Origin of the sequence: Undibacterium sp. CY21W (assembly GCF_014284265.1) — a bacterium.
GTDB classification, from domain to species: domain Bacteria; phylum Pseudomonadota; class Gammaproteobacteria; order Burkholderiales; family Burkholderiaceae_D; genus Undibacterium; species Undibacterium aquatile.
Genome location: NZ_JACOGE010000004.1, coordinates 192515 through 211590 on the forward strand (window position 1 = coordinate 192515; position 19076 = coordinate 211590).

The 19076-nt window shown below is 50.7% G+C and carries 18 protein-coding genes; 1 reads left to right on the forward strand and 17 read right to left on the reverse strand.

Annotation, left to right across the window (positions count from 1 at the left end; all coding sequences use genetic code 11):
- The 11 genes from H8K29_RS11195 to H8K29_RS11245 form a co-directional block, all read right to left on the reverse strand.
- Positions 1-213, reverse strand: a complete 213-nt coding sequence (locus H8K29_RS11195; protein ID WP_186884387.1) for a hypothetical protein — start codon at positions 211-213, stop codon at positions 1-3.
- A gap of 126 nt (positions 214-339) precedes the next feature.
- Positions 340-855, reverse strand: coding sequence for a GAF domain-containing protein (locus H8K29_RS11200; protein ID WP_186897659.1), 516 nt, complete (start codon positions 853-855; stop codon positions 340-342).
- Positions 856-930: 75 nt separating this feature from the next.
- The gene (locus H8K29_RS11205; RefSeq protein ID WP_186897660.1) at positions 931-1128 is read right to left on the reverse strand and encodes a hypothetical protein; all 198 of its coding nucleotides are present in this window, start codon (positions 1126-1128) and stop codon (positions 931-933) included.
- Positions 1129-1160: 32 nt separating this feature from the next.
- Positions 1161-2501 (reverse strand): ATP-dependent protease ATPase subunit HslU, encoded by a 1341-nt coding sequence (hslU, locus tag H8K29_RS11210; RefSeq protein WP_186897661.1) that lies wholly within the window; start codon positions 2499-2501, stop codon positions 1161-1163.
- 69 nt (positions 2502-2570) lie between these two features.
- On the reverse strand, positions 2571-3107 hold the full coding sequence (gene hslV / locus H8K29_RS11215) for an ATP-dependent protease subunit HslV (RefSeq protein ID WP_186884391.1): 537 nt from the start codon (positions 3105-3107) through the stop codon (positions 2571-2573).
- Positions 3108-3358: 251 nt separating this feature from the next.
- A complete protein-coding gene (locus H8K29_RS11220; RefSeq protein WP_186897662.1) occupies positions 3359-4786 on the reverse strand; it encodes a hypothetical protein in 1428 nt (475 codons plus the stop codon).
- 259 nt (positions 4787-5045) lie between these two features.
- Positions 5046-7040, reverse strand: a complete 1995-nt coding sequence (locus tag H8K29_RS11225) for a TonB-dependent receptor (protein ID WP_186897663.1) — start codon at positions 7038-7040, stop codon at positions 5046-5048.
- A 110-nt stretch (positions 7041-7150) separates the two neighbouring features.
- Positions 7151-7525 carry a hypothetical protein gene (locus H8K29_RS11230; protein WP_186897664.1) on the reverse strand — a complete coding sequence of 125 codons (375 nt, stop codon included), beginning with the start codon at positions 7523-7525 and terminating at the stop codon, positions 7151-7153.
- Between the two features lie 223 nt (positions 7526-7748).
- Positions 7749-8153, reverse strand: a complete 405-nt coding sequence (gene dksA / locus H8K29_RS11235; protein WP_186884601.1) for an RNA polymerase-binding protein DksA — start codon at positions 8151-8153, stop codon at positions 7749-7751.
- Positions 8154-8360: 207 nt separating this feature from the next.
- Positions 8361-9434, reverse strand: a complete 1074-nt coding sequence (locus H8K29_RS11240) for a GTP-binding protein (RefSeq protein WP_186897665.1) — start codon at positions 9432-9434, stop codon at positions 8361-8363.
- Between the two features lie 17 nt (positions 9435-9451).
- Positions 9452-9943: a Fur family transcriptional regulator gene (locus H8K29_RS11245; protein WP_186897666.1), complete on the reverse strand. Its 492-nt coding sequence runs from the start codon at positions 9941-9943 to the stop codon at positions 9452-9454.
- Positions 9944-10225: 282 nt separating this feature from the next.
- Here H8K29_RS11245 and H8K29_RS11250 point away from each other — a divergent pair, with 282 nt between their 5' ends.
- The gene (locus H8K29_RS11250; RefSeq protein ID WP_186897667.1) at positions 10226-12193 is read left to right on the forward strand and encodes a PhoX family phosphatase; all 1968 of its coding nucleotides are present in this window, start codon (positions 10226-10228) and stop codon (positions 12191-12193) included.
- Between the two features lie 245 nt (positions 12194-12438).
- On the opposite strand, the gene H8K29_RS11255 is transcribed toward H8K29_RS11250, so the two are convergent.
- From H8K29_RS11255 to dapF, 6 genes are all read right to left on the reverse strand, one after another.
- Positions 12439-13191, reverse strand: a complete 753-nt coding sequence (locus tag H8K29_RS11255; protein WP_186897668.1) for a hypothetical protein — start codon at positions 13189-13191, stop codon at positions 12439-12441.
- A gap of 126 nt (positions 13192-13317) precedes the next feature.
- On the reverse strand, positions 13318-14724 hold the full coding sequence (locus tag H8K29_RS11260; RefSeq protein WP_186897669.1) for an alkaline phosphatase: 1407 nt from the start codon (positions 14722-14724) through the stop codon (positions 13318-13320).
- 33 nt (positions 14725-14757) lie between these two features.
- Entirely contained in the window at positions 14758-16206 is a 1449-nt protein-coding gene (locus tag H8K29_RS11265) for an alkaline phosphatase (protein ID WP_186897670.1), read from the reverse strand.
- 348 nt (positions 16207-16554) lie between these two features.
- A complete protein-coding gene (xerC, locus tag H8K29_RS11270) occupies positions 16555-17505 on the reverse strand; it encodes a tyrosine recombinase XerC (RefSeq protein ID WP_186897671.1) in 951 nt (316 codons plus the stop codon).
- 26 nt (positions 17506-17531) lie between these two features.
- Positions 17532-18191 carry a DUF484 family protein gene (locus tag H8K29_RS11275; RefSeq protein WP_370527173.1) on the reverse strand — a complete coding sequence of 220 codons (660 nt, stop codon included), beginning with the start codon at positions 18189-18191 and terminating at the stop codon, positions 17532-17534.
- Positions 18192-18199: 8 nt separating this feature from the next.
- Entirely contained in the window at positions 18200-19051 is an 852-nt protein-coding gene (dapF, locus tag H8K29_RS11280; RefSeq protein ID WP_186897672.1) for a diaminopimelate epimerase, read from the reverse strand.
- Positions 19052-19076: the final 25 nt, after the last annotated feature.

A 19076-nucleotide genomic window follows, 5' to 3' on the forward strand; every position in this document is an offset into this window, starting at 1 on the left:
TCAATAACGGCGGCGTTGTGCTGGGTATTCCAGCACCCGCGTGATCACCGGTTCGGCAATTGCGTGGCGCTGCATCAGCTCTCGGGTTTTTGCGAATCCCAGTATGTCCAGATAGTGCAGCCCGATATCCACCAGTAAGCGTGAAATCACATCTTTGCGCCGCAATGGCTGACAATATTTGCGTAAAGCTTTACGGCGGCGGCTTCCTGGCATGACGGGCTCCGGCTGGTGGCAAGAATCCAGTATAAAGCCAGCCATGCAGCTTTGCCACTATCGCGTTGTCAAATGTGCATAGATCATCATCAACTTGCCCTGTGTCATTGCCGTTCTGAGCGACGATCAGAGCGTGGGAAAATCGGTGGCGTTGATGAATTCAGCCAGCAGTGCTTCCAGTCCTTGCTGATCTTCTGCTGAAAAGCGGTTCAGATGAGGGCTGTCGATATCAAACACACCGGCGACCTGTCCATTCACGATCACAGGAATCACGATTTCAGAATTCGATGCAGAATCACACGCGATATGCTCGGGAAACGCGTGTACATCGGCAACCAACACCGTGCGTTTTTCCGCTGCTGCAGTACCGCAGACGCCACGTTTAAACGGAATGCGTGCGCAGGCGACTTTGCCCTGAAACGGCCCGACCAGTAAATCATGTGGAAATTCTGTCGTGGGTTTTTTTGCCGGTGTACACAGATAAAACCCGGCCCAGTTCAGCCCCGTCAGGCTGTGATAAATAAAGGCTGAAAATTGCGACGCGTTGGTGCTCAGATTGCGTTCGCCTTCTAAGATGCTGCGAATCTGTTTTACCAGCAAGGCATAATCTGGTTTTTCGCTGGCGGCCGAAGTTTCAAACATGGTGTTTTCTCTTGAAATAAAATGTCGCGCTGACTTAAGTTGAGTAAGGCACGCGCGATAAAAAATGCTCAGGCTTTATTCAGCCTTGGCCTTTAGCCTGGGTTTCGCTTTTGCTTTTGCTGTTGCGTTCGCTGTGGCCGGTGCCGGATGTACTTTGGGCTTTGTGCCGGATGCCAGCTTTGTCGCATGATGTTGTGCTAAGTGGCGACCCACCTGCGAAGGCTCAACACGGAATTGCATACGCTGCCGTGTTGCCAGTGCTTTGTTTGCCATGTTGAACCTCGCAGAATGATCAGGGTCGCCGCTTACAGCACGTAGCGCGACAAGTCTTCATTAACCGACAATGCGCCGAGTCGCTCTTCAACATAGGCCGCGTCTATCGTCACCACTTTTCCGGCGTTTTCGTGTGCTGCGTAAGAGATTTCCTCCAGCAGTTTTTCCATCACAGTGTACAGCCGGCGCGCACCGATATTTTCGGTTGTTTCATTGACGGAATAAGCGATGCTGGCGAGTTTTTCCACGCCTTCCGGAGTGAAGTCCACCGCAACATCTTCGGTTGCCAGTAGTGCCTGATACTGACGTGTCAGGCAAGCGTCGGTGCTGGTCAATATGCGTTCAAAATCGGCAATCGATAAGGATTCAAGTTCGACGCGGATAGGGAAACGGCCTTGTAATTCCGGGATCAGATCCGACGGTTTGGCAAGATGGAATGCGCCAGAAGCAATGAACAGAATATGATCGGTTTTGATCATGCCATACTTGGTATTGACCGTCGTGCCCTCAACCAGCGGCAGCAAATCGCGTTGTACACCGGCGCGCGAAACTTCGGCACCGCCGGTTTCTGAGCGCGATGCAATTTTATCGATTTCATCCAGAAAAACGATACCGTTCTGCTCTACGTTTCTGATCGCGTCCTGTTTCAATTCTTCTTCGTTGACCAGTTTTGCCGCTTCTTCTTCAATCAGCAATTTGAATGCTTCTTTGATTTTCAGTTTGCGGGTTTTCTTGCGGCCATTGCCCATGCCAGAGAACATGGTTTTAATCTGCTCGGTCATTTCTTCCATGCCCGGCGGTGCCATGATTTCCATGTGGGTTACCGCTTCAGCCACTTCCAGTTCGATTTCTTTGTCGTCCAGCGCGCCTTCACGCAGACGTTTGCGGAAAGTCTGGCGGGTCGCATTGTCAGCGGCTGGCGCAGCTTCACTGCCTTCAGGATGAATGCCGAAATCGCGTGCCGGTGGCAATAGAATATCGAGAATGCGGTCTTCTGCCGCATCTTCCGCGCGCAGCCGGACTTTGCGTGTCGCAGACTCGCGGGTCTGCTTGATGCCGATATCGACCAGATCGCGGATGATGGTATCAACGTCGCGCCCGACGTAACCGACTTCGGTAAATTTAGTCGCTTCAATTTTAATGAAAGGGGCATCCGCCAGTTTCGCGAGACGACGGGCGATCTCTGTTTTACCGACGCCTGTCGGGCCTATCATCAAAATGTTTTTTGGCGTGATTTCATGGCGTAACGGTTCTTCGACCTGCTGGCGACGCCAGCGATTGCGCAGGGCAATTGCGACTGCCCGTTTCGCTTTGGCCTGACCAACCACGTGTTTATCGAGTTCAGAGACGATCTCTTGCGGAGTCATATTCATGCTGTTTCCTATCTGCTTCTTAAATCCATACCGGCGCCGCAGGCGCTCATCAGGCATGGTGAATCAAAATTATTCCAGGGTTTCTATGGTGTGCGACAAATTGGTATAAATACACAATTCACCTGCAATCGTCAGCGACTTCTTGACGATTTCGACTGGCGACAAATCGGTATTTTCAAACAGGGCAATCGCGGCTGATTGTGCAAAGGTGCCGCCAGAGCCGATTGCGCCTATGCCCTGATTCGGTTCGAGCACATCACCATTGCCGGTGATGACCAGGGTCGTGTCTTTGTCTGCCACCAACAGCATTGCTTCCAGGCGACGTAACATACGGTCGGTACGCCAGTCTTTGGCGAGCTCCACCGATGCGCGCATCAGATGCCCCTGATGTTTTTCCAGTTTAGATTCAAAGCGTTCGATTAATGTGAATGCATCTGCGGTACCGCCAGCAAAACCCGCCAGTACTTTATTGTGATACAGCTTGCGCACCTTGCGCGCTGTACCTTTCATAACGATATTGCCAAGGGTGACCTGGCCATCGCCGCCGAGGGCGACTACATTGCCGCGCCGTACCGTCAGGATGGTGGTGCCGTGAAATTGTTCCATAAGGACCTCATAAATGGTTGAAACTATGTCGCGAAGCTTCGCAGGCTCGCGCCGGCAGAGATTGAAGCAGAACGAGACTGCGTACTGAGCGGATCTTGTTACGTGAGTGCTTGCTACCGCTATACTTATTTGAAAATCGTCTTTGTCAGACGGATGACAGATAGGCGCAAGAATAAAAAGCGACAACACACACGCGATGGCGCATCGGAACCAGAAAGAAAATGGGGTGTGTCGGCAGAATTACAAGAAGTCTAGTGCTTACGCAGTGAGATGCTGGCGATATTTTTTAAACCCATCGCGTTAAATAACATCATGACCAGATAATTCACTTCTTCAAACCGGATAGTTACGCCGGGTTTGCCGACGATGGGTGCCAGGCCGTTTAATAACTCAGCGGAGGCACTGAATTCCACGCGGTCAAGTTTCGAGCAATCGATGATCAAAGGCTGGTGCTGTGCTGCTTGTTCAGCAATTTTTTTCACCAGCGTGTCGACGCTGCCATCCACCATTGCAGGCATGAAGAAACGATCAGAAGGCGCTTCTTCCTCTTCATGATTGAGCTCTGGGAAGGCATCGGTGACATTATTCTGAGGTGCTTCGAACGATGGCGGAGACACTTCAAACGTAATGCAGTAATCCATGCTGGCTTCTTCGAATGCTTTTTCAAAGTGCAGCAATTGCAGAATTTCCAATAACAGCAGCCACGGTGCTTCTGTTTCATCACGCCGCCCGACCTGCAAAATGGCGCGAATTTTATCTGTCAGGCTTTGTGCGCCGACCAGCATCAGATCATGCCCGGTCTTTTTCAGATTTTTGAGTGTCCGTAACAATAAGCCGCAGCCGACAGGATCAACTTCTTTAATTTTTGAGAAATCCAGACGCAGGCTAGGACTTTTTGCGCTCGCAATATTAATTTTTTCCAGTATTTTGACAATGGTAGCGTCAAGTTTTACCGGGAAAAGTATGCTTGGTCGGGACGCATCCTTAGGATGCGTGTCGGCTTCTGGCTGCGGTGTATTTTCAGGCCACAATGGAGGCGAGGTTTCAAATTTGTTGGCGTAATCGAGCGAGAGGCTTTCAAACTTATGCTGATTATTCGTGATCCGGTATAAATCAAATAGCATCTGCCAGCCTATTTCGGTCGCCAGTCCCAGATGTTGGTGATGTACAGCGGCATCCAGCATTTGCTCTGCCACTTCATTTTGTCCGCTTGCAAACAAAATAGCTGCTTCTTCGAGAACCGGTACGGATTCACTATAGGCAAGTGCTGACCCCGGAATTTCTGTATTGTGGCCGAGCAGATAATCTGACGGCATCGGCATTGGCAGCGTTGTTTGAAAATCCGCTATAGGACCGCGATTTGTCAGAGGTTGTGTGTGTTCGGTGAGATCAAATTTACTGTTGCCGAGTTTTTTTGAAATATCGGTTTTGGTGATGACCGGCGGGCGCGTCTTGACGATGTCGCGCGACATTTCAAATTCTATGGCATCAATTTTTCGTTCAGTAGCACGAGCGACGTGGCGCTGGGCAATGACAGAATTGCTGAAAACCTCGCTGTCATGGAAACCTGTAATAACAGTGTTACCAGATTTAGAGCGAGCTTTTCTTGAAGAAGATTTCTCGGTGGAGCGATCTTCTTTTTTGCCACCTTTTTTACCGAAAAGAGAAAAAATCCCCACACTATTCCTAAAAAAATACGTCTTAAACGAGTGAAATTTGTACTTGCTAAGTATATTCTTAATTGAGCGTAAATAGTAAGCTGCGCTTTTCTGACTTAACAATGTTTTATTTTTTACAAAAATCAGTTTTTTTAAAATATCTTAGAGAAGTTAGCATATTAAGCTCATATACACAAAAATGGAGGCATTTAGCCTCCATTTCGCATTTAACTACGCCATCTGTGTAAATTTAATTTTACATTTCGTAACAAGGCAGAAATTAAAAACTGGTTCTGACTCCGGCGATAAAGCTTCTGCCTGGTTGTGGAACACTTTCTCTCAATATCGAAGTGGACAGGCGTATATCCTGATTCAGCAAATTTCTGGCCATCAGGAACCAGGTAATTTGTTGTCCTTGATACGGATGAGAGTAACTCAGGTTGGCGTCTATTTTGGTATACGAAGGTGTGACGTAATTTTCGAAACTGGCCAGTCTGTCCTGACGCTGTGCATGCAGGATATTCAGCGATGTGCGCCAAGCCCCTTGTTTGAATCCCAAATCGAAACCAGCACGTGTGGCCGGTTGCAACGGTAAGTTTCCGAGATCAGTCAGTGTACCGCGCGAGATATCAGCAAAGGCGCGCGCAGAAAATCCTTCTCCCAAGTGGTTATAACTGATTTCCGCTTCGCCACCGCGAATCTTCGCAGTCGCCTGTGACCAGTTGCGCAAAGTAAATTCAGCGTCCGCCTGAGGGATACCTTCTCCATCTACTTTGGTGCCATCCGTATGACCATAGATATAGTTGTCGACTTGATTAATAAATGCATTCAACTTCCAGCGCAGCAATCCGGTGGATTTTTGCAGGGTGAATTCGAGATTATGTGAAATCTCTTTTTTCATGTTGATATTGCCGATATCGAACGTCGCTGTTGATTCGTGCGGGCCTGCTGAATACAATTCTTCTGTTGCCGGAGCGCGTTGCGCGAGTGACAAACTCAGACCGGCGCTATAGCCCGGAGTAAATTGCCATAAACCACCGGCAGACGCGGAATACAGATTGAAGTTTCTGTGAGCGAGTGCACTGATTTCGTCTGGTTCACGGCTGACATTTTCAAGGCGTACACCTGCGCTGCCAAGAACATCACCAAACTGACGTTGTTCCAGCGCGAATACCGCAACCGAGGTTGATTTGGTTGAAGGAACGGTATCAGCGCGGCCACTTGCAGCCGACAATGCTGAGAATTTGGTCTGTTCCGTCTGCAGCCCCCAACTGCCTTGCCAGCCGGACCAGTTCGCATGCGACAGGACGATGCGACTTTCCAGCATTTTGTTTTTAAAGTTTGTGACCGGGGTGCCGTCTTCAGCTTTTTCGGTGTGCTGATAATCAGTGCCGCTGAGTTTAAATTTCAGACTATCAAAACCTTTTAGTGGCGAGTTGAGCTGGCCTTCCAGATCAAGCCTGTTCTGCCGCAGATCGATAAAGGATTTTTCTGCAGTTGGTATGCCGTAATGGTCGTTCAGAGTTTGCACCGCTGCGCCCAGATAACCCCACGATTGAATCAGGGATGCACCGGCAGCGAGACTGTTTGAACGGGTGAAACTGGAAGGTAGTTTGCCATCTGCTGATGCCGGATCTGACAGGTTTGCTTTACCCGGGATATCATAATTTCCGGTTTCACGGCTGTTGCCGTCTACATGTAATCCTATGTTGCCGCTGGAACCATCCACGGAGAATGAGCCACTTTTTTCCTGATTCACTGTGCCGTATCTGAGCTCCGCTTCGCCAGTGATTTTTTTATTTAATACGGTGGGAATGCGATTGTCGATGACGTTGATCAGACCACCGATGGCACCGCTGCCGTAGAGCAAAGCCGCTGGGCCGCGCAAAATTTCGATTTGTTGTGCGGTCGAGCTTTCACTGGCGACTGCGTGATCGTTAGACAGGCTGGAGACGTCGGCAACACCCATACCGTTTTGCAGAATTTTTACCCGTGGTCCTTCCAGACCGCGGATGATAGGTCGCGATGCGCCTGCACCGAATCCTGAGGCGGATACACCGAGCTCGTTACCCAGCGTTTCACCGAGTGAGGTGCCAATTTTTGCGCGAAGCTCAGGGCCGGACAGTATTTTTGCCGGCGTCAGTACTTGCATGTCTTCGCCATTTCCCAGTGGGTTGGAAGTGACTGTGACAGTATTGATCGCTTGTGCGTTGGCGTTGCAATGAGCAAGGGCGGAGAGGACGGCGGCTGCGGCAATGGTGCGGTGAAATTGCATGATTTTTCCTGAAACATGAAAATGAACAAAGCAGACCGCTCAGAAGAGCGATCTGAAAAAACGAGCTGAGTGCCGGATGAAATTGAATTCCGGCTGAGATTTTCAATGCTTCAGAAAGGCGGGGCGCGTGAAGAGAATGAGAGCTGTATGCTGGCCAGCCAGACGATATTGGCGGCAAAGGTGTTAATGAAGTCTGTTGTATCGATGGCCGAAAGTGTCGGCACTCTGGCATCGAGATAATCCGCAGCAACGGTCGCGTCAAATAAGGCGCAGGAGTGCAGTGCTCTTTCGTCGGAATCCGAAGTGGCTTGCCAGAACGTGTAACTGTTGCTGAGCGCGGTGACTTGCGCTTTGCCACCAGGCCAGCCCGCGTGCGCGAGTTTATGAGAAAGACTGACCCATTGCGCCAGCAATAAAGCGGGCAGCAGCAGACACAACAGCCAGTGGCTGCTGCGTCTGTGTCTGAATGGATAAGATGAGCTCATTTGTATCGAAAACTTGACCGGATATTGCTATGGGTATTGCGTTGTAAGTTGTGTTGCAAAAAGCCAACATTCTTTCCTTGATTGGCAGGTGCAAGACGCGGCTTGGATAGCTGAATATCTACAAAGTTCCTTATTGGTGCAACACTGTTGCAGTTCCTTGAGTAAAAAAAGCGTGTAACTGATCACACGCTTTTTACTTTAACGCTTTTTTGTGACAGTGGAATTAATCACCGTACAGTTTTTGTTTCATTTCGCGTCGTTGCTGAGCTTCGAGTGACAGCGTTGCTGTCGGACGTGCCAATAAGCGTGGAACGCCGATAGGCTCGCCTGTTTCTTCGCACCAGCCGTAGTCACCTTCATCGATGCTGGCGATAGATTGCTGAACTTTTTTCAGCAATTTGCGTTCGCGGTCACGGGTACGTAACTCAAGCGCATGTTCTTCTTCGATCGTGGCACGGTCTGCCGGATCGGGAACTAATACGGTTTCGCGAAGATGCTCGGTAGTTTCGTCGGCATTCTTCAATAAATCCTTTTCAAGCTGTTGCAAACGGGCCTTGAAAAATGCCAGTTGTGCAGCGTTCATATAGTCCTTCTCTCCCATCGCGAGGATTTGTTCCTCGGTGAGCAGGGCTTCGGGGGCGCTGACTGTAGCAGTCGATTTAGATGATTTAGTTGCCACTTCGCTTACTTTCGATACAACGGGTTAACACATAGAAAAAGTCTGAAACGATGAAGTTTTCAGATAATTTATCCTCCCCTTACTGATATGAAAAGCAGCATTTTTACTCATGCCACTTGCACAACAGACAATGCCTGATATCAGTAGCCCGACAGTTTATACTAAACAATGCTCCAGACCTTGAATAAATATGTCTTTTGGTAGATTTTTGCCAATAAACACCATTTTGCTTTCTTTCGTTTCTTTATCCCCCCATTTCGCGCCGACATCAGTTCCCATGATCTGATGCACGCCCTGGAAGATCACCTTACGGTCAGCACCTTGCATGTACAGCACGCCCTTATAACGCAGCATGCGCGGGCCGAATACCTGCACCAGTCCACCTAAAAATTCGTCAAGCTGCCCGGTATTGAATGGGCGTGTGCTTTTAAATACAAATGCGGCGATATCGTCAGAATGATGGGCGTGATGATGATTATGCGCATGTTCGTGCCCGTGTTCATGCGTGCAATGTTCATCACAGTGTTCGTCATCGTGCGCATGTTCAGCATGATGTTCGTGGGAATGTTCTTCTTCACTTAAAAATTCGGGATCGAGATCCAGTTTTGCGTTCAGGTTGAAGCCTTTCAGATCCAGCACTTCAGCAATGGCAATTTTGCCGAAATCGACAGTGCTGATTGGCGCACGTGGATTGATATGCGTCAGACGTGAACGCAGACTCGCCAGTTGTTTGGCATCAACCAGATCAATTTTAGACAGCAGAATCTTGTCGGCAAAGCCCACCTGACGCTGCGCTTCTTCATGTTCATCGAGTTGCTGCATACCGTGACGCGCATCAACCACGGTGACGACTGCATCAAGCATGTAGTAGGTGCCGACTTCTTCATCAACGAAGAAAGTTTGCGCCACCGGGCCAGGATTGGCCAGACCTGTGGTTTCGATAATCACACGGTCGAAATCAATCTTGCCTTCGTTCTTTTGTTGCATCAACTTACTGAGTGCGATGATCAGATCGCCGCGGACAGTGCAACAGATACAACCATTGTTCATTTCGACGATTTGTTCATTGCTGTCCTGAACCAGAATTTCATTGTCGATATTTTCCTGACCGAATTCATTTTCGATCACGGCGATTTTATAGCCGTGGTTTTCCTGCAGGATGCGATTGAGCAGGGTCGTTTTTCCCGCGCCCAGAAAGCCGGTAAGAATAGTGGTTGGAATCAGTGCCATAGTGTCAGAAGGAAAAGTTAATTGGAACAGTCAGCACACCAGCCCTTGATGGTCAGCTCGATGTCATGACTTTGAAAACCGCGCCCAAGCGTTGCCTGCAGGGTCGCTTGCAATTGCTCGCGTAAAGACGCCGGTTGTTCTGCATCATCGAGACAAAACACGCGGGCGCAGCGGGTGCATTTGAAATGGCCGTGCTGGTGCTGCGTCACGCCGCTTTTCGAATCGCCTGACTGTTCACTGCCGGTGCTGTAGCGGAAAACCCGGTCATCGCCCGGAATTTTATGCGTCAAGCCAGCTTCCGTCAGGCAATCCAGTGCGCGGTACAAGGTGACTCTGTCCATTTCAGGCAGCGCATCCTGCACTTCCAGATGCGACAACGCACGTTTGGTATCCAGCAATACAGACAATACGCCCAGCCTCGCATCGGTAACGCGGACGCCACTGGCCCGCAACAAGTCCGAGGCTTGTGCCTGATCGCTGACGGAGTGGCTGTGATGCGCAGATTTCATATTGAATGCAGAAAAGAGTAAGCAAGAATAAGTAAGAGTAAGCAGGCATTATGCCTGAAAATGCAATTCAGTTGCAAAAGTGCGTCTGATCAAAACAACGTCAGGCAGACGTCGTGTGAGCACAGCAGTGTTTCTATTCATCGTCTTGTCATATTTACTTTTTAAACTGCGCACGGTGAATCCGCTGATGCGTCTCGTTCTGCGTCCCGATTCTTACTAAATTTGTGCGCCGCGCATCGCTGATGCCCGCGTTTTGACGTCAATTATTCTGGAATTCTACTCATGTCAGATCAACCTCAATCAGGTCGCCGTAAGGCATTAAAATTCCTCGCTGGTGCACCGTTGCTGCCGCTCGGTGCAATGTCCACTGCATCGCTGCTTTCTGCCTGTGGTGGCAGCTCGGCGGTTGCTGCGGCTCCGGCTGCTCCTGTGGCGAATTTTGTTTCTGCAGATTTCACTGCAATGACTGCGCCAACATTGACGAATGCCGCCGCGATGGCAACGACGACAGTGGCTTCCAGCCTGAATGTGACGTTTAGCGACAACTCTACGCAAACCTACAAACTGGCCTATCAGCCATTCTTCCTGACCGGTGACATGGTGCCGAACGGTAACGGCGGCACAGTGTTGGCCGGTGGTTACTACGACATCAATAACAAACCGATTATTGATGCGACCGTTGCGGGCAAAGAACGTCAATATTTCTCAGATTCGCCGGATGGCACTTCCCTGTTATCGTTGCCGAATCCGACAGTGACAGGCATCAAAGGCAAAGCAGTATTTGCGGTGGTGCAGTTCGAATACACAACCTGGGCGCAAGATGGCAAAACCGATATGTACGGTAAATTGCCTTCACCTATCGCTGTACTGACACTGGATCAGGATCAGACAACCGGTAAATTGAGCCTGGTGAAATACCATAACGTCGATACATCCAAAGCCAATGGTTTGTGGATTACCTGCGGTTCCAGCCTGTCGCCGTGGGACACACATCTGTCTAGCGAAGAGTATGAACCAGATGCGTTCACGATTTCGTCGAACGCGATGTTCGCGGCATACAGCACCAATTTGTTTGGTGACGCAACGAAAGCAAATCCGTACCACTATGGTCATTTGCCAGAAGTGACAGTCAATCCTGACGGTACTGGTTCGATCAAAAAACATTATTGCCTGGGTCGTATTTCGCATGAGCTGATACAGGTTTTCCCGGATAACCGCACGGCATTGATGGGTGACGATGCAACGAATGGCGGCTTGTTTATTTTCGTGGCAGACAAAGAAAAAGACCTGTCTTCCGGTTCTTTGTATGTGGCTAAAATAGGTGCGGGTTTCTCACTTGATACTGCAGCTGCCGGTGCGTCACTGAGCTGGATTAAACTCGGCTCTGCGACCAGTGCAGAAATCGAAGCATTGGCAAACAAGCTGAAACCAACTGACATCATGGATGTGGCCAATACCGATCCAAAAGATGCGACTTACACCAAGATTTATATCAGTGGAAAAATCCAGTGGGTACGCGTCAAAGCTGGTATGGAAAAAGCAGCGGCTTTCCTTGAAACACATCGTTATGCGGCGTTGATGGGCGGCAGTATGGCCTTGACGAAGCTTGAAGGCACGACCGTGAATGCAAAAGACAAGATTGCTTATTCTGCTTTGCAAAACATGCAAAGTTCCATGGTGCGCGGTAATGCGGCATGGAACGAAGCATTCGGCGTGACCTTAGAAAAAGCCTTGAACGCAGGCGGTATTCTGGCGCATACGCTGGCGGGCGGTCAGAAAGATACTTCTGGTGCGGCCATCAACAGTGAATGGGTGCCGACTGTCACCAAAACATTGCTGATCGGTGAAGATATTGCGGCGGATGCGTTGGGCAATACAGCGAATCCGGACAAAATCGGCGCGCCGGATAATCTGAAATTCTCCGAAAAACTGCGCACCTTGTTTATCGGCGAAGACAGCAGCTATCACGTCAACAACTTCCTGTGGGCTTATAACGTCGACACCAAAAAGCTGACCCGCGTTGCATCTATGCCTGCCGGTGCTGAGGCAACTGGTTTGTCGGTGGTGGATAATCTGAATGGCTGGACCTACATCACCAGCAATTTCCAGCACGCTGGCGATTGGGGCAGCATTCACAATATCGTTAAGCCTACGCTCGATCCGTTGGTGCGGGCGAACTACAAAGATCGTTTCGCTTCTGCGGTTGGCTATCTGACTGCCGATGTCAGCAGTGTCAAACTGGCGAAATAAATTCTGATGAATGCACTTCCGGCGCAGATCTGACCGGAAGTGCGACGCAGGTTTGAATGAAAAAGGGCAGATGATTCTGCCCTTTTTTACGTCTGAATATACTGGGGGGAGTATATTGGGATGCCCTTATTCTATAAGGACATCAGGGGTATTGATGGCTCAGTAACGGGGAGTATCTGCTCTCTGTGTTTGAGCGCTCATCTAAAAACGAGCGCTCATTACAGCGCGGTTGATCTGCGTACAAATCAATCAAGAAAATCCGCATATTCTTTTTGCGCATAGCCTTTTAAATTTTGCCATGGCAGCTTAGTGCTGAGCGGAGCTTGCAGTTTGACTTCAACGCGGCGGAAGAAAGTACCGGCTTTATCACCGCTTTCGATGATCAGCGGAATTTGCTTTTGCTCATCCCACAATACTCTCTGGAAATTACCATTCATTTCGCGTTCACGCCATTGCGCACCGCTGACGGTCGATGCCTTCTTTGATAGCGGCATGGCTTTGACGAGTTTAGGATCAAGCAGATAAAACGCGTTTTCCCACGAGCCATCGAAATTCACGTTGTCGTATTCAGAAACAGGAATAGCGATAATTTCTTTATCTTTCGTGTTCACGAATTCGATCTGGGTTTTATTATTTTCCTGGAACACATGGCGCGGAAGCACCACATGATTGAAGTGTTTGTGCTTGGCTTCTTTCGTGTTGCCAGCATTATTTTTCTTGTTGGTTTTCTCATCAGCATGATCGCCGTCTGCGTGGTCATGCATACCGGCTGGCAAAACGCGGGCGATCCAGACGTGTTTGGCGCGGCGTAACAGGGTTTCTTCGTAACGTGCTTCGCGCGTCACACCTTCTGGTGTTAACACACGACTGTAATTTTGTATCCGGATATCCAGATCCGGCGCCGCCGTCTCAGGCGTCGCTGGCGCTGCCATTGCAAAATGGCTGACGGTCAGTGGCAGGGTCAGGCTCAGTGCGGCGATAAGGTGCTTGAATTTCATTTTTAAATAAGACTTTCGTACTCGTGAATATTGCGATATCAGACGATATGCGCTGATAGCTGTAAAGATGAAAAAAACCAGAGGGCAACACCCTCTGGTTTTTGTATATATTCAGCGATGGAGGAATCAGAAGCCGTAAGCTGATTTCAGCAGTGTGAATACTTTAGTGTTGTCCAGTGTGCCTTTAAACGATTTTGCGCCTGCACCGGTGGCAAACAACTTCACATCACCACCACCGTGCGTTTCACTGGCCAGACGAACGCCGGTTTCTTGCAAGTAGTTATCGGCCAATACGGTTGCACTGTCCAGATTCGTACGCAGGTTAGGGCGATTAGGACCGTTACCGAACACCAGTGTGGTGTAAGTATTGCCATCGGCATCGAGACTTGGCTTGCCGTCGCGGTAGCCACGGTTGATATCCAGAATCGGATTGCCGCGTTTGCCATAGCCATTGAATGCCAGCGTGTGGTCATGATCTGCGGTGACTACGATCAATGTATTGGCCAGCGTCGGATCAGTCAGTTTTGCTTTGTCCAATGCTGCCTTCACAGCATCATCAAATGCGATGGTGTCTGTCAGTGCACGTTTCGCGTTGGTGCCGTGCAATGCATGGTCAATGCGGCCGCCTTCAACCATCAGGAAATAACCGTTCGAATTTTGCGACAGAATATCCATCGCTTTGGTCGTCATCTCGGCCAGGCTAGGCTGGTTCGCGCCTTCGCCAACCGGCGGTGTTGCAGTACGATCGAGCTCATATTCCAGATGGCTTTTACTGCTGTACAAACCGATGAATTTTTTATTCGTCGGCGCTGCCAGCATGTCCGCTTTAGTCGCCGCAACGGTGTAGCCTTTGGCTGCGAATTCATTCAGCAGATTGCGACCATCGGCACGACCGAGTTTACCAACACTGGTCGTTGCATCGTAAGGCAGGAAGTGGTTGCGGCCGCCACCCATCAGCACATCCACACCATCCAGCAAGGCGCTGTTGTAGCCTGCGCCACCTGGCACTGCCTGCGCCGCAATCGCGTATTGCGCATTGCGGTTACAGATATGCGAGAAAGTTGCGGCTGGCGTTGCATGTGTCAGCTCAGTCGTGGTGATGGAGCCAACTGCTTTGCCTTTGGCTTTTGCCAGTTCCAGTATGGTTGGTACCGAAGTGCCGTTACCTGTCGCGGCGCAATTGTTGATACCCAGATTGCCATTCGCATCTTTGCCCGGATTCGTCGCAACGGTGTCGGCAGACATGGAGATGACTTCGTTGTTCATCTTCACGCCTGTCATGTAGGCTGCCATCGATGGTGCGCTGTCGGTCGTCTGCGCATCATTAGAATAAGTCTTGATACGGGCCGTGCGTTCCAGCTTGTCCATATTCAGGCTGCCGTCTTCACCGTATTTAAAAATGCGGGATGCCGTGATGGTTGATGGGCCCATGCCGTCGCCCAAAAAGAAAATAATATTTTTTGCTTCGCCTGCAGCGTTTGCAGCATTGGCAAAAGTCATCGCCAGTGTGGCGGCTAAAAGTGTGCGTTTCATAATCAGTTATCCGTTCTCAACAATGTTGAATAATCACAAGCCAGAGGCCGATTTCACCAGACCGAAGACTTTGGTGTTATCGATCGTACCGAGGAAAGTATCGGCGCCTTTACCAATCGCACCGAGGAATACGTCAGTACCGCCATGTGTTTCGCTGCCTGCTGCCACGCGTACCACCGCTTCCTGATGGTAGGTATTGGCGCTGGTTGTGGTTTCATCGAGACTGATCATGCTGCTGCGGCTGCCTTGTGTACGATTTTCACCATTACCGAAACCGATGATGGAGTACGGTGCACCATCCAGATCTTTTTCGACTGCGCCGGTCACATAGTTTTTCACCACGCCGAGTACACCCGGATTGCCGCTGGCTGTTTTACCGGTACGTTTGGCGTAGCCGTTCAGTACCAAAGTATGGTCATGGTCAGCAGTGACCACGATGAGCGTGTTTTTCAGATCAGGGTCGCTGATTTTCGCTTTGGCAATCGCAGCTTTGATTGCATTGTCGAAAGCAACCGTGTCTTGCAATGCTTTCTTGGCGGTTGTTTCATGCAGAGCGTGGTCAATACGTCCGCCTTCAACCATCAGGAAATAGCCTTTGGAATTTTTCGCTAACACGTCCATCGCTTTGGTGGTCATGTCCGCCAGGCTTGGTTCTTTGGCCGGATCACGATCAAGGTCGTAGCTCATATGGCTGGAAGTGAACAGGCCGAGCAGGCGATCTGTTTTGGTACCGTCAATCGCATTGAATTCGGTCGCATTGCTCGCGTAGGCGTAGTTTTTCGCTTTCATTTCAGCGACTAAATCACGCCCATCGGCGCGTTTGCCACCGTTTTTAAATGGTGTGAAAAATTGCAGACCGCCGCCCATCAGTACGTCCAGACCTGTTGTGCCTAGCGCTGTGTTGTAGCCAGCACCGCCAGGAACGGCTGCCGCAGCGATATCATTTTCCAGATCGCGATGGCAGATATGTGAGTAGGTTGCTGCAGGTGTCGCATGTGTAACGCGGGTGGTCGTGACAACGCCAGCGGACAAACCTTTGGCTTTGGCCAGTTCCAGTAATGTGGTGGCGCTGGTGCCATTGTTGGTGCCGCAATTATTTGCCAGTTTGTTGCCGTTAACGTCGGCAACCGGGTCAACCGCGACGGTGTCCGGGGACATGGAAATCACTTCATTATTCATCTTGACGCCAGTCATATACGCTGACATCGACGGTGCGCTGTCAGTGACCTGTGCATCGTTAGAGAAGGTTTTAACGAAAGCGGTTTCTGGCAAGGTATCCATGGTCAGTTCGCCATCTTCACCGACAGAGTAAATACGCGCTGCTGTCATGGTCGTCATGCCCATGCCGTCACCCAAGAAAAAGATCACGTTTTTCGGTGCTTCAGCGACCGGTGCCGGATCGTTTGAGCTGGTGCCGCAACCTGTGACCGAGAGAGTAAGTGCGGCGCCGAGAACAGCGACGTAAAGAGGCTTGAATTTCATTTTCGTTTGTCCAGAGGGGTTAAAAGTATCCCAATGTAACAAGGCATTATTACCTGTCAGTGACGCCGCTGAAGGATGACGTAGACTGTTGTATTCATCATGTTTCTCTTGTTTTTTATAGAGAGATGAGGCAACCGCAAATGCGTGGTGATTGCCGGGATGGAATAGAATGCGCTGGCGGTGACTGCCCGGCCGCCGTGGCCTCGGTCGCAGTTGGTTGCAGGCGTAGCCACCAGAATTCATCGCTATTGATGAAATAAGCTAAAAATATACTGGGGAGAGTATATTTTGACGCCCTTATTTTATAAGGACATCAAGGGTGAAATCATGAAAACGAGGGGGAGTATGCTATTTCTTGGCGCGCGGATGCGCCTGATCATAGACTTTTGCCAGATGCTGAAAATCGAGCGAGGTATACACCTGCGTCGCGGCAATCGAGCTATGTCCCAGCATTTCCTGTACCGCGCGTAAATCGCCGGAGGATTGCAATACATGCGATGCAAAGGAATGACGCAGCATGTGCGGATGGACGTTGGCTGGTATGTCCAGACTTTGTGCATGGGCTTTGATGCGCAACTGCACCAGACGTGCCGAAATCCGTGTGCCGCGCTCACTCAGAAACAGCGGATGTGGGTCGGCTTTGACCAGACTGCCGCGGATAGCCAGCCAGTCGCGCACGGCTTCCAGCGCTGGCGCGCCGACTGGCACGATGCGTGGTTTGTTGCCTTTACCAGTCACGTGCACTTCGCCTTGATCCAGATCGATCCAGCCTGCCGATGCATAGCCAGGCTCTTGTACTGCAGCGACATCCAGGTCGACCAGTTCGGAAACGCGCAAACCACTCGAATACAAGAGTTCAAACATGGCGCGATTTGCGCGCGGCGTTGCCTCATCGCCACCGCGATGCGACACCAGACGCACAGCATCGTCGGCGCCAAGTGCTTTGGGCAAAGGCTTATTTTTTTTCGGCGCGCGTATACCTTCGACCGGGTTGCTGCTCAGGTCATGCTGCTCCATCAGCCAACGGTAAAAGCCGCGCCAGCTCGACAGTTTGCGTGCGATGCTGCGGGCGTTCAAACCTTGGGCATGGAGTTGTGAGGTAAAGCGGCGGATTTGCGTAGTGCTCAGTTCAGCGATTGCCTGTGACCCGGCGCATCGCTGCAATTCCCGCAGATCGAGTGCATAGCCACTGAGCGTATGCGGTGACAGCTGGCGCTGACTGCGTAAGACTTCCAGATACTCATGCAGTAGATTGTCGCCAGCGGCAGTCGTTTCCGGTAGGTGATCTGGCGTTGCCATGGCGACTCCGGTCTGGCGTCAGTGAATTAAATATCGATCAGGCAGGTCAATGCAGCGCTGCTGGTATCGGCGATGTTGACCAGAAAATCGGTAGCCATGTTTTTTGTGTAACGCGCCGGATCGGGCGAACCCAGCACCAGCAAACCGAAGGCCGGTGATGTTGGCGACAGACGCAGCGGCAGCATGGCGATGGATTGTACCGGTGCGCTGGCTTCTATCCAGCTGGCTGCCTCGAAATCCTGATTCGGACCGCAAAACGGCGTTGTCAGGCCTTTTGCAAACAGAATGGCATCTTCACTGGCGGGCGCAGCAAACCAGGTGTGAGAAAACTCAGGAGCGACATTCCACAGGCGCAAGGTGGCGTGCGGCAGCTGGAAAATATCCTGTAAACCCTGGGTCAGAACAAACGGCAGATCGACATCATTGCGCGCCAGCAGCAGGGCGCGCGTCCATGCCTGAAATTTTTTGCTGATGTCGTGATTTTCTTCCGCGATCCGCATTAATTCGGACAATCTGAGTTCCAGCGCGCGATACTTTTCACGCACGACTTCCATTTGTCGTTCTTGCAGAGAAATGGTACGACCCATGACCGGGCTCGTCAGTTTGACCGCACTCAGTAATTCTGCGTGCTCTTCAAAAAAATCCGGATTCTGGATCAGGTAGGTTGCGATGTCAGTTGAATTCATTACATTGATCAGAGATTAATTTCGCCTTCGAAGACCGTGACTGCCGGGCCGCTGAGCATAACAGAGCTGCCTTCGCCTTGCCACGCGATAGAGAGTTCGCCGCCATGGGTGGTGACGCGCACCGGGCTGTCGAGTAAGCCGCGCCGTATACCTGCGACAACCGCCGCGCAGGCACCGGTACCGCAGGCCAGCGTCTCACCCGCACCGCGTTCATACACGCGCAAGCGGATATGATGACGATCGTTAATTTGCATAAAACCAGCATTCACGCGCTTGGGGAAACGCGGATGATGTTCGATCACAGGGCCATCGGCCGCGACCGGAAAAGTCTCTGCATTGTCAACCACCTGTACCGCGTGGGGATTGCCCATTGAGACCACAGAAACAGAGACGGTTTTGCCATTCACATCGAGTGGCCACAGCGTATCATCGGCCTGGGAAATCGCAGTCAACCCGGAATTGTCGAAAGGAACTTTTGCCGGTTCCAGTATCGGCGCACCCATATCAACGGTGATGCTGCCGTCGCTTTCCATGCGTGGGGCAATAATGCCGGACATGGTTTCAACACGGATGGTCGATTTGTCGGTGAGTTTTTTCTCAATGACGAAGCGCACGAAAGCGCGTGAGCCATTACCGCATTGCTCGACTTCGCCGCCGTCGGCGTTATAAATGCGGTAGCGGAAATCAACATCCGGCGTGTCGGATTTTTCGACGACCAGAATCTGATCTGCACCGATGCCAAAGCGGCGGTCAGCGATATGCTGCCACTGTTCGCGGGTGAATTGTATCTGCTGATTAATCGCATCGATCACGACAAAATCATTGCCGGCGCCATGCATTTTGGTGAATTTGAGTTTCATGGATGCATTATATCGCGGGATAAGC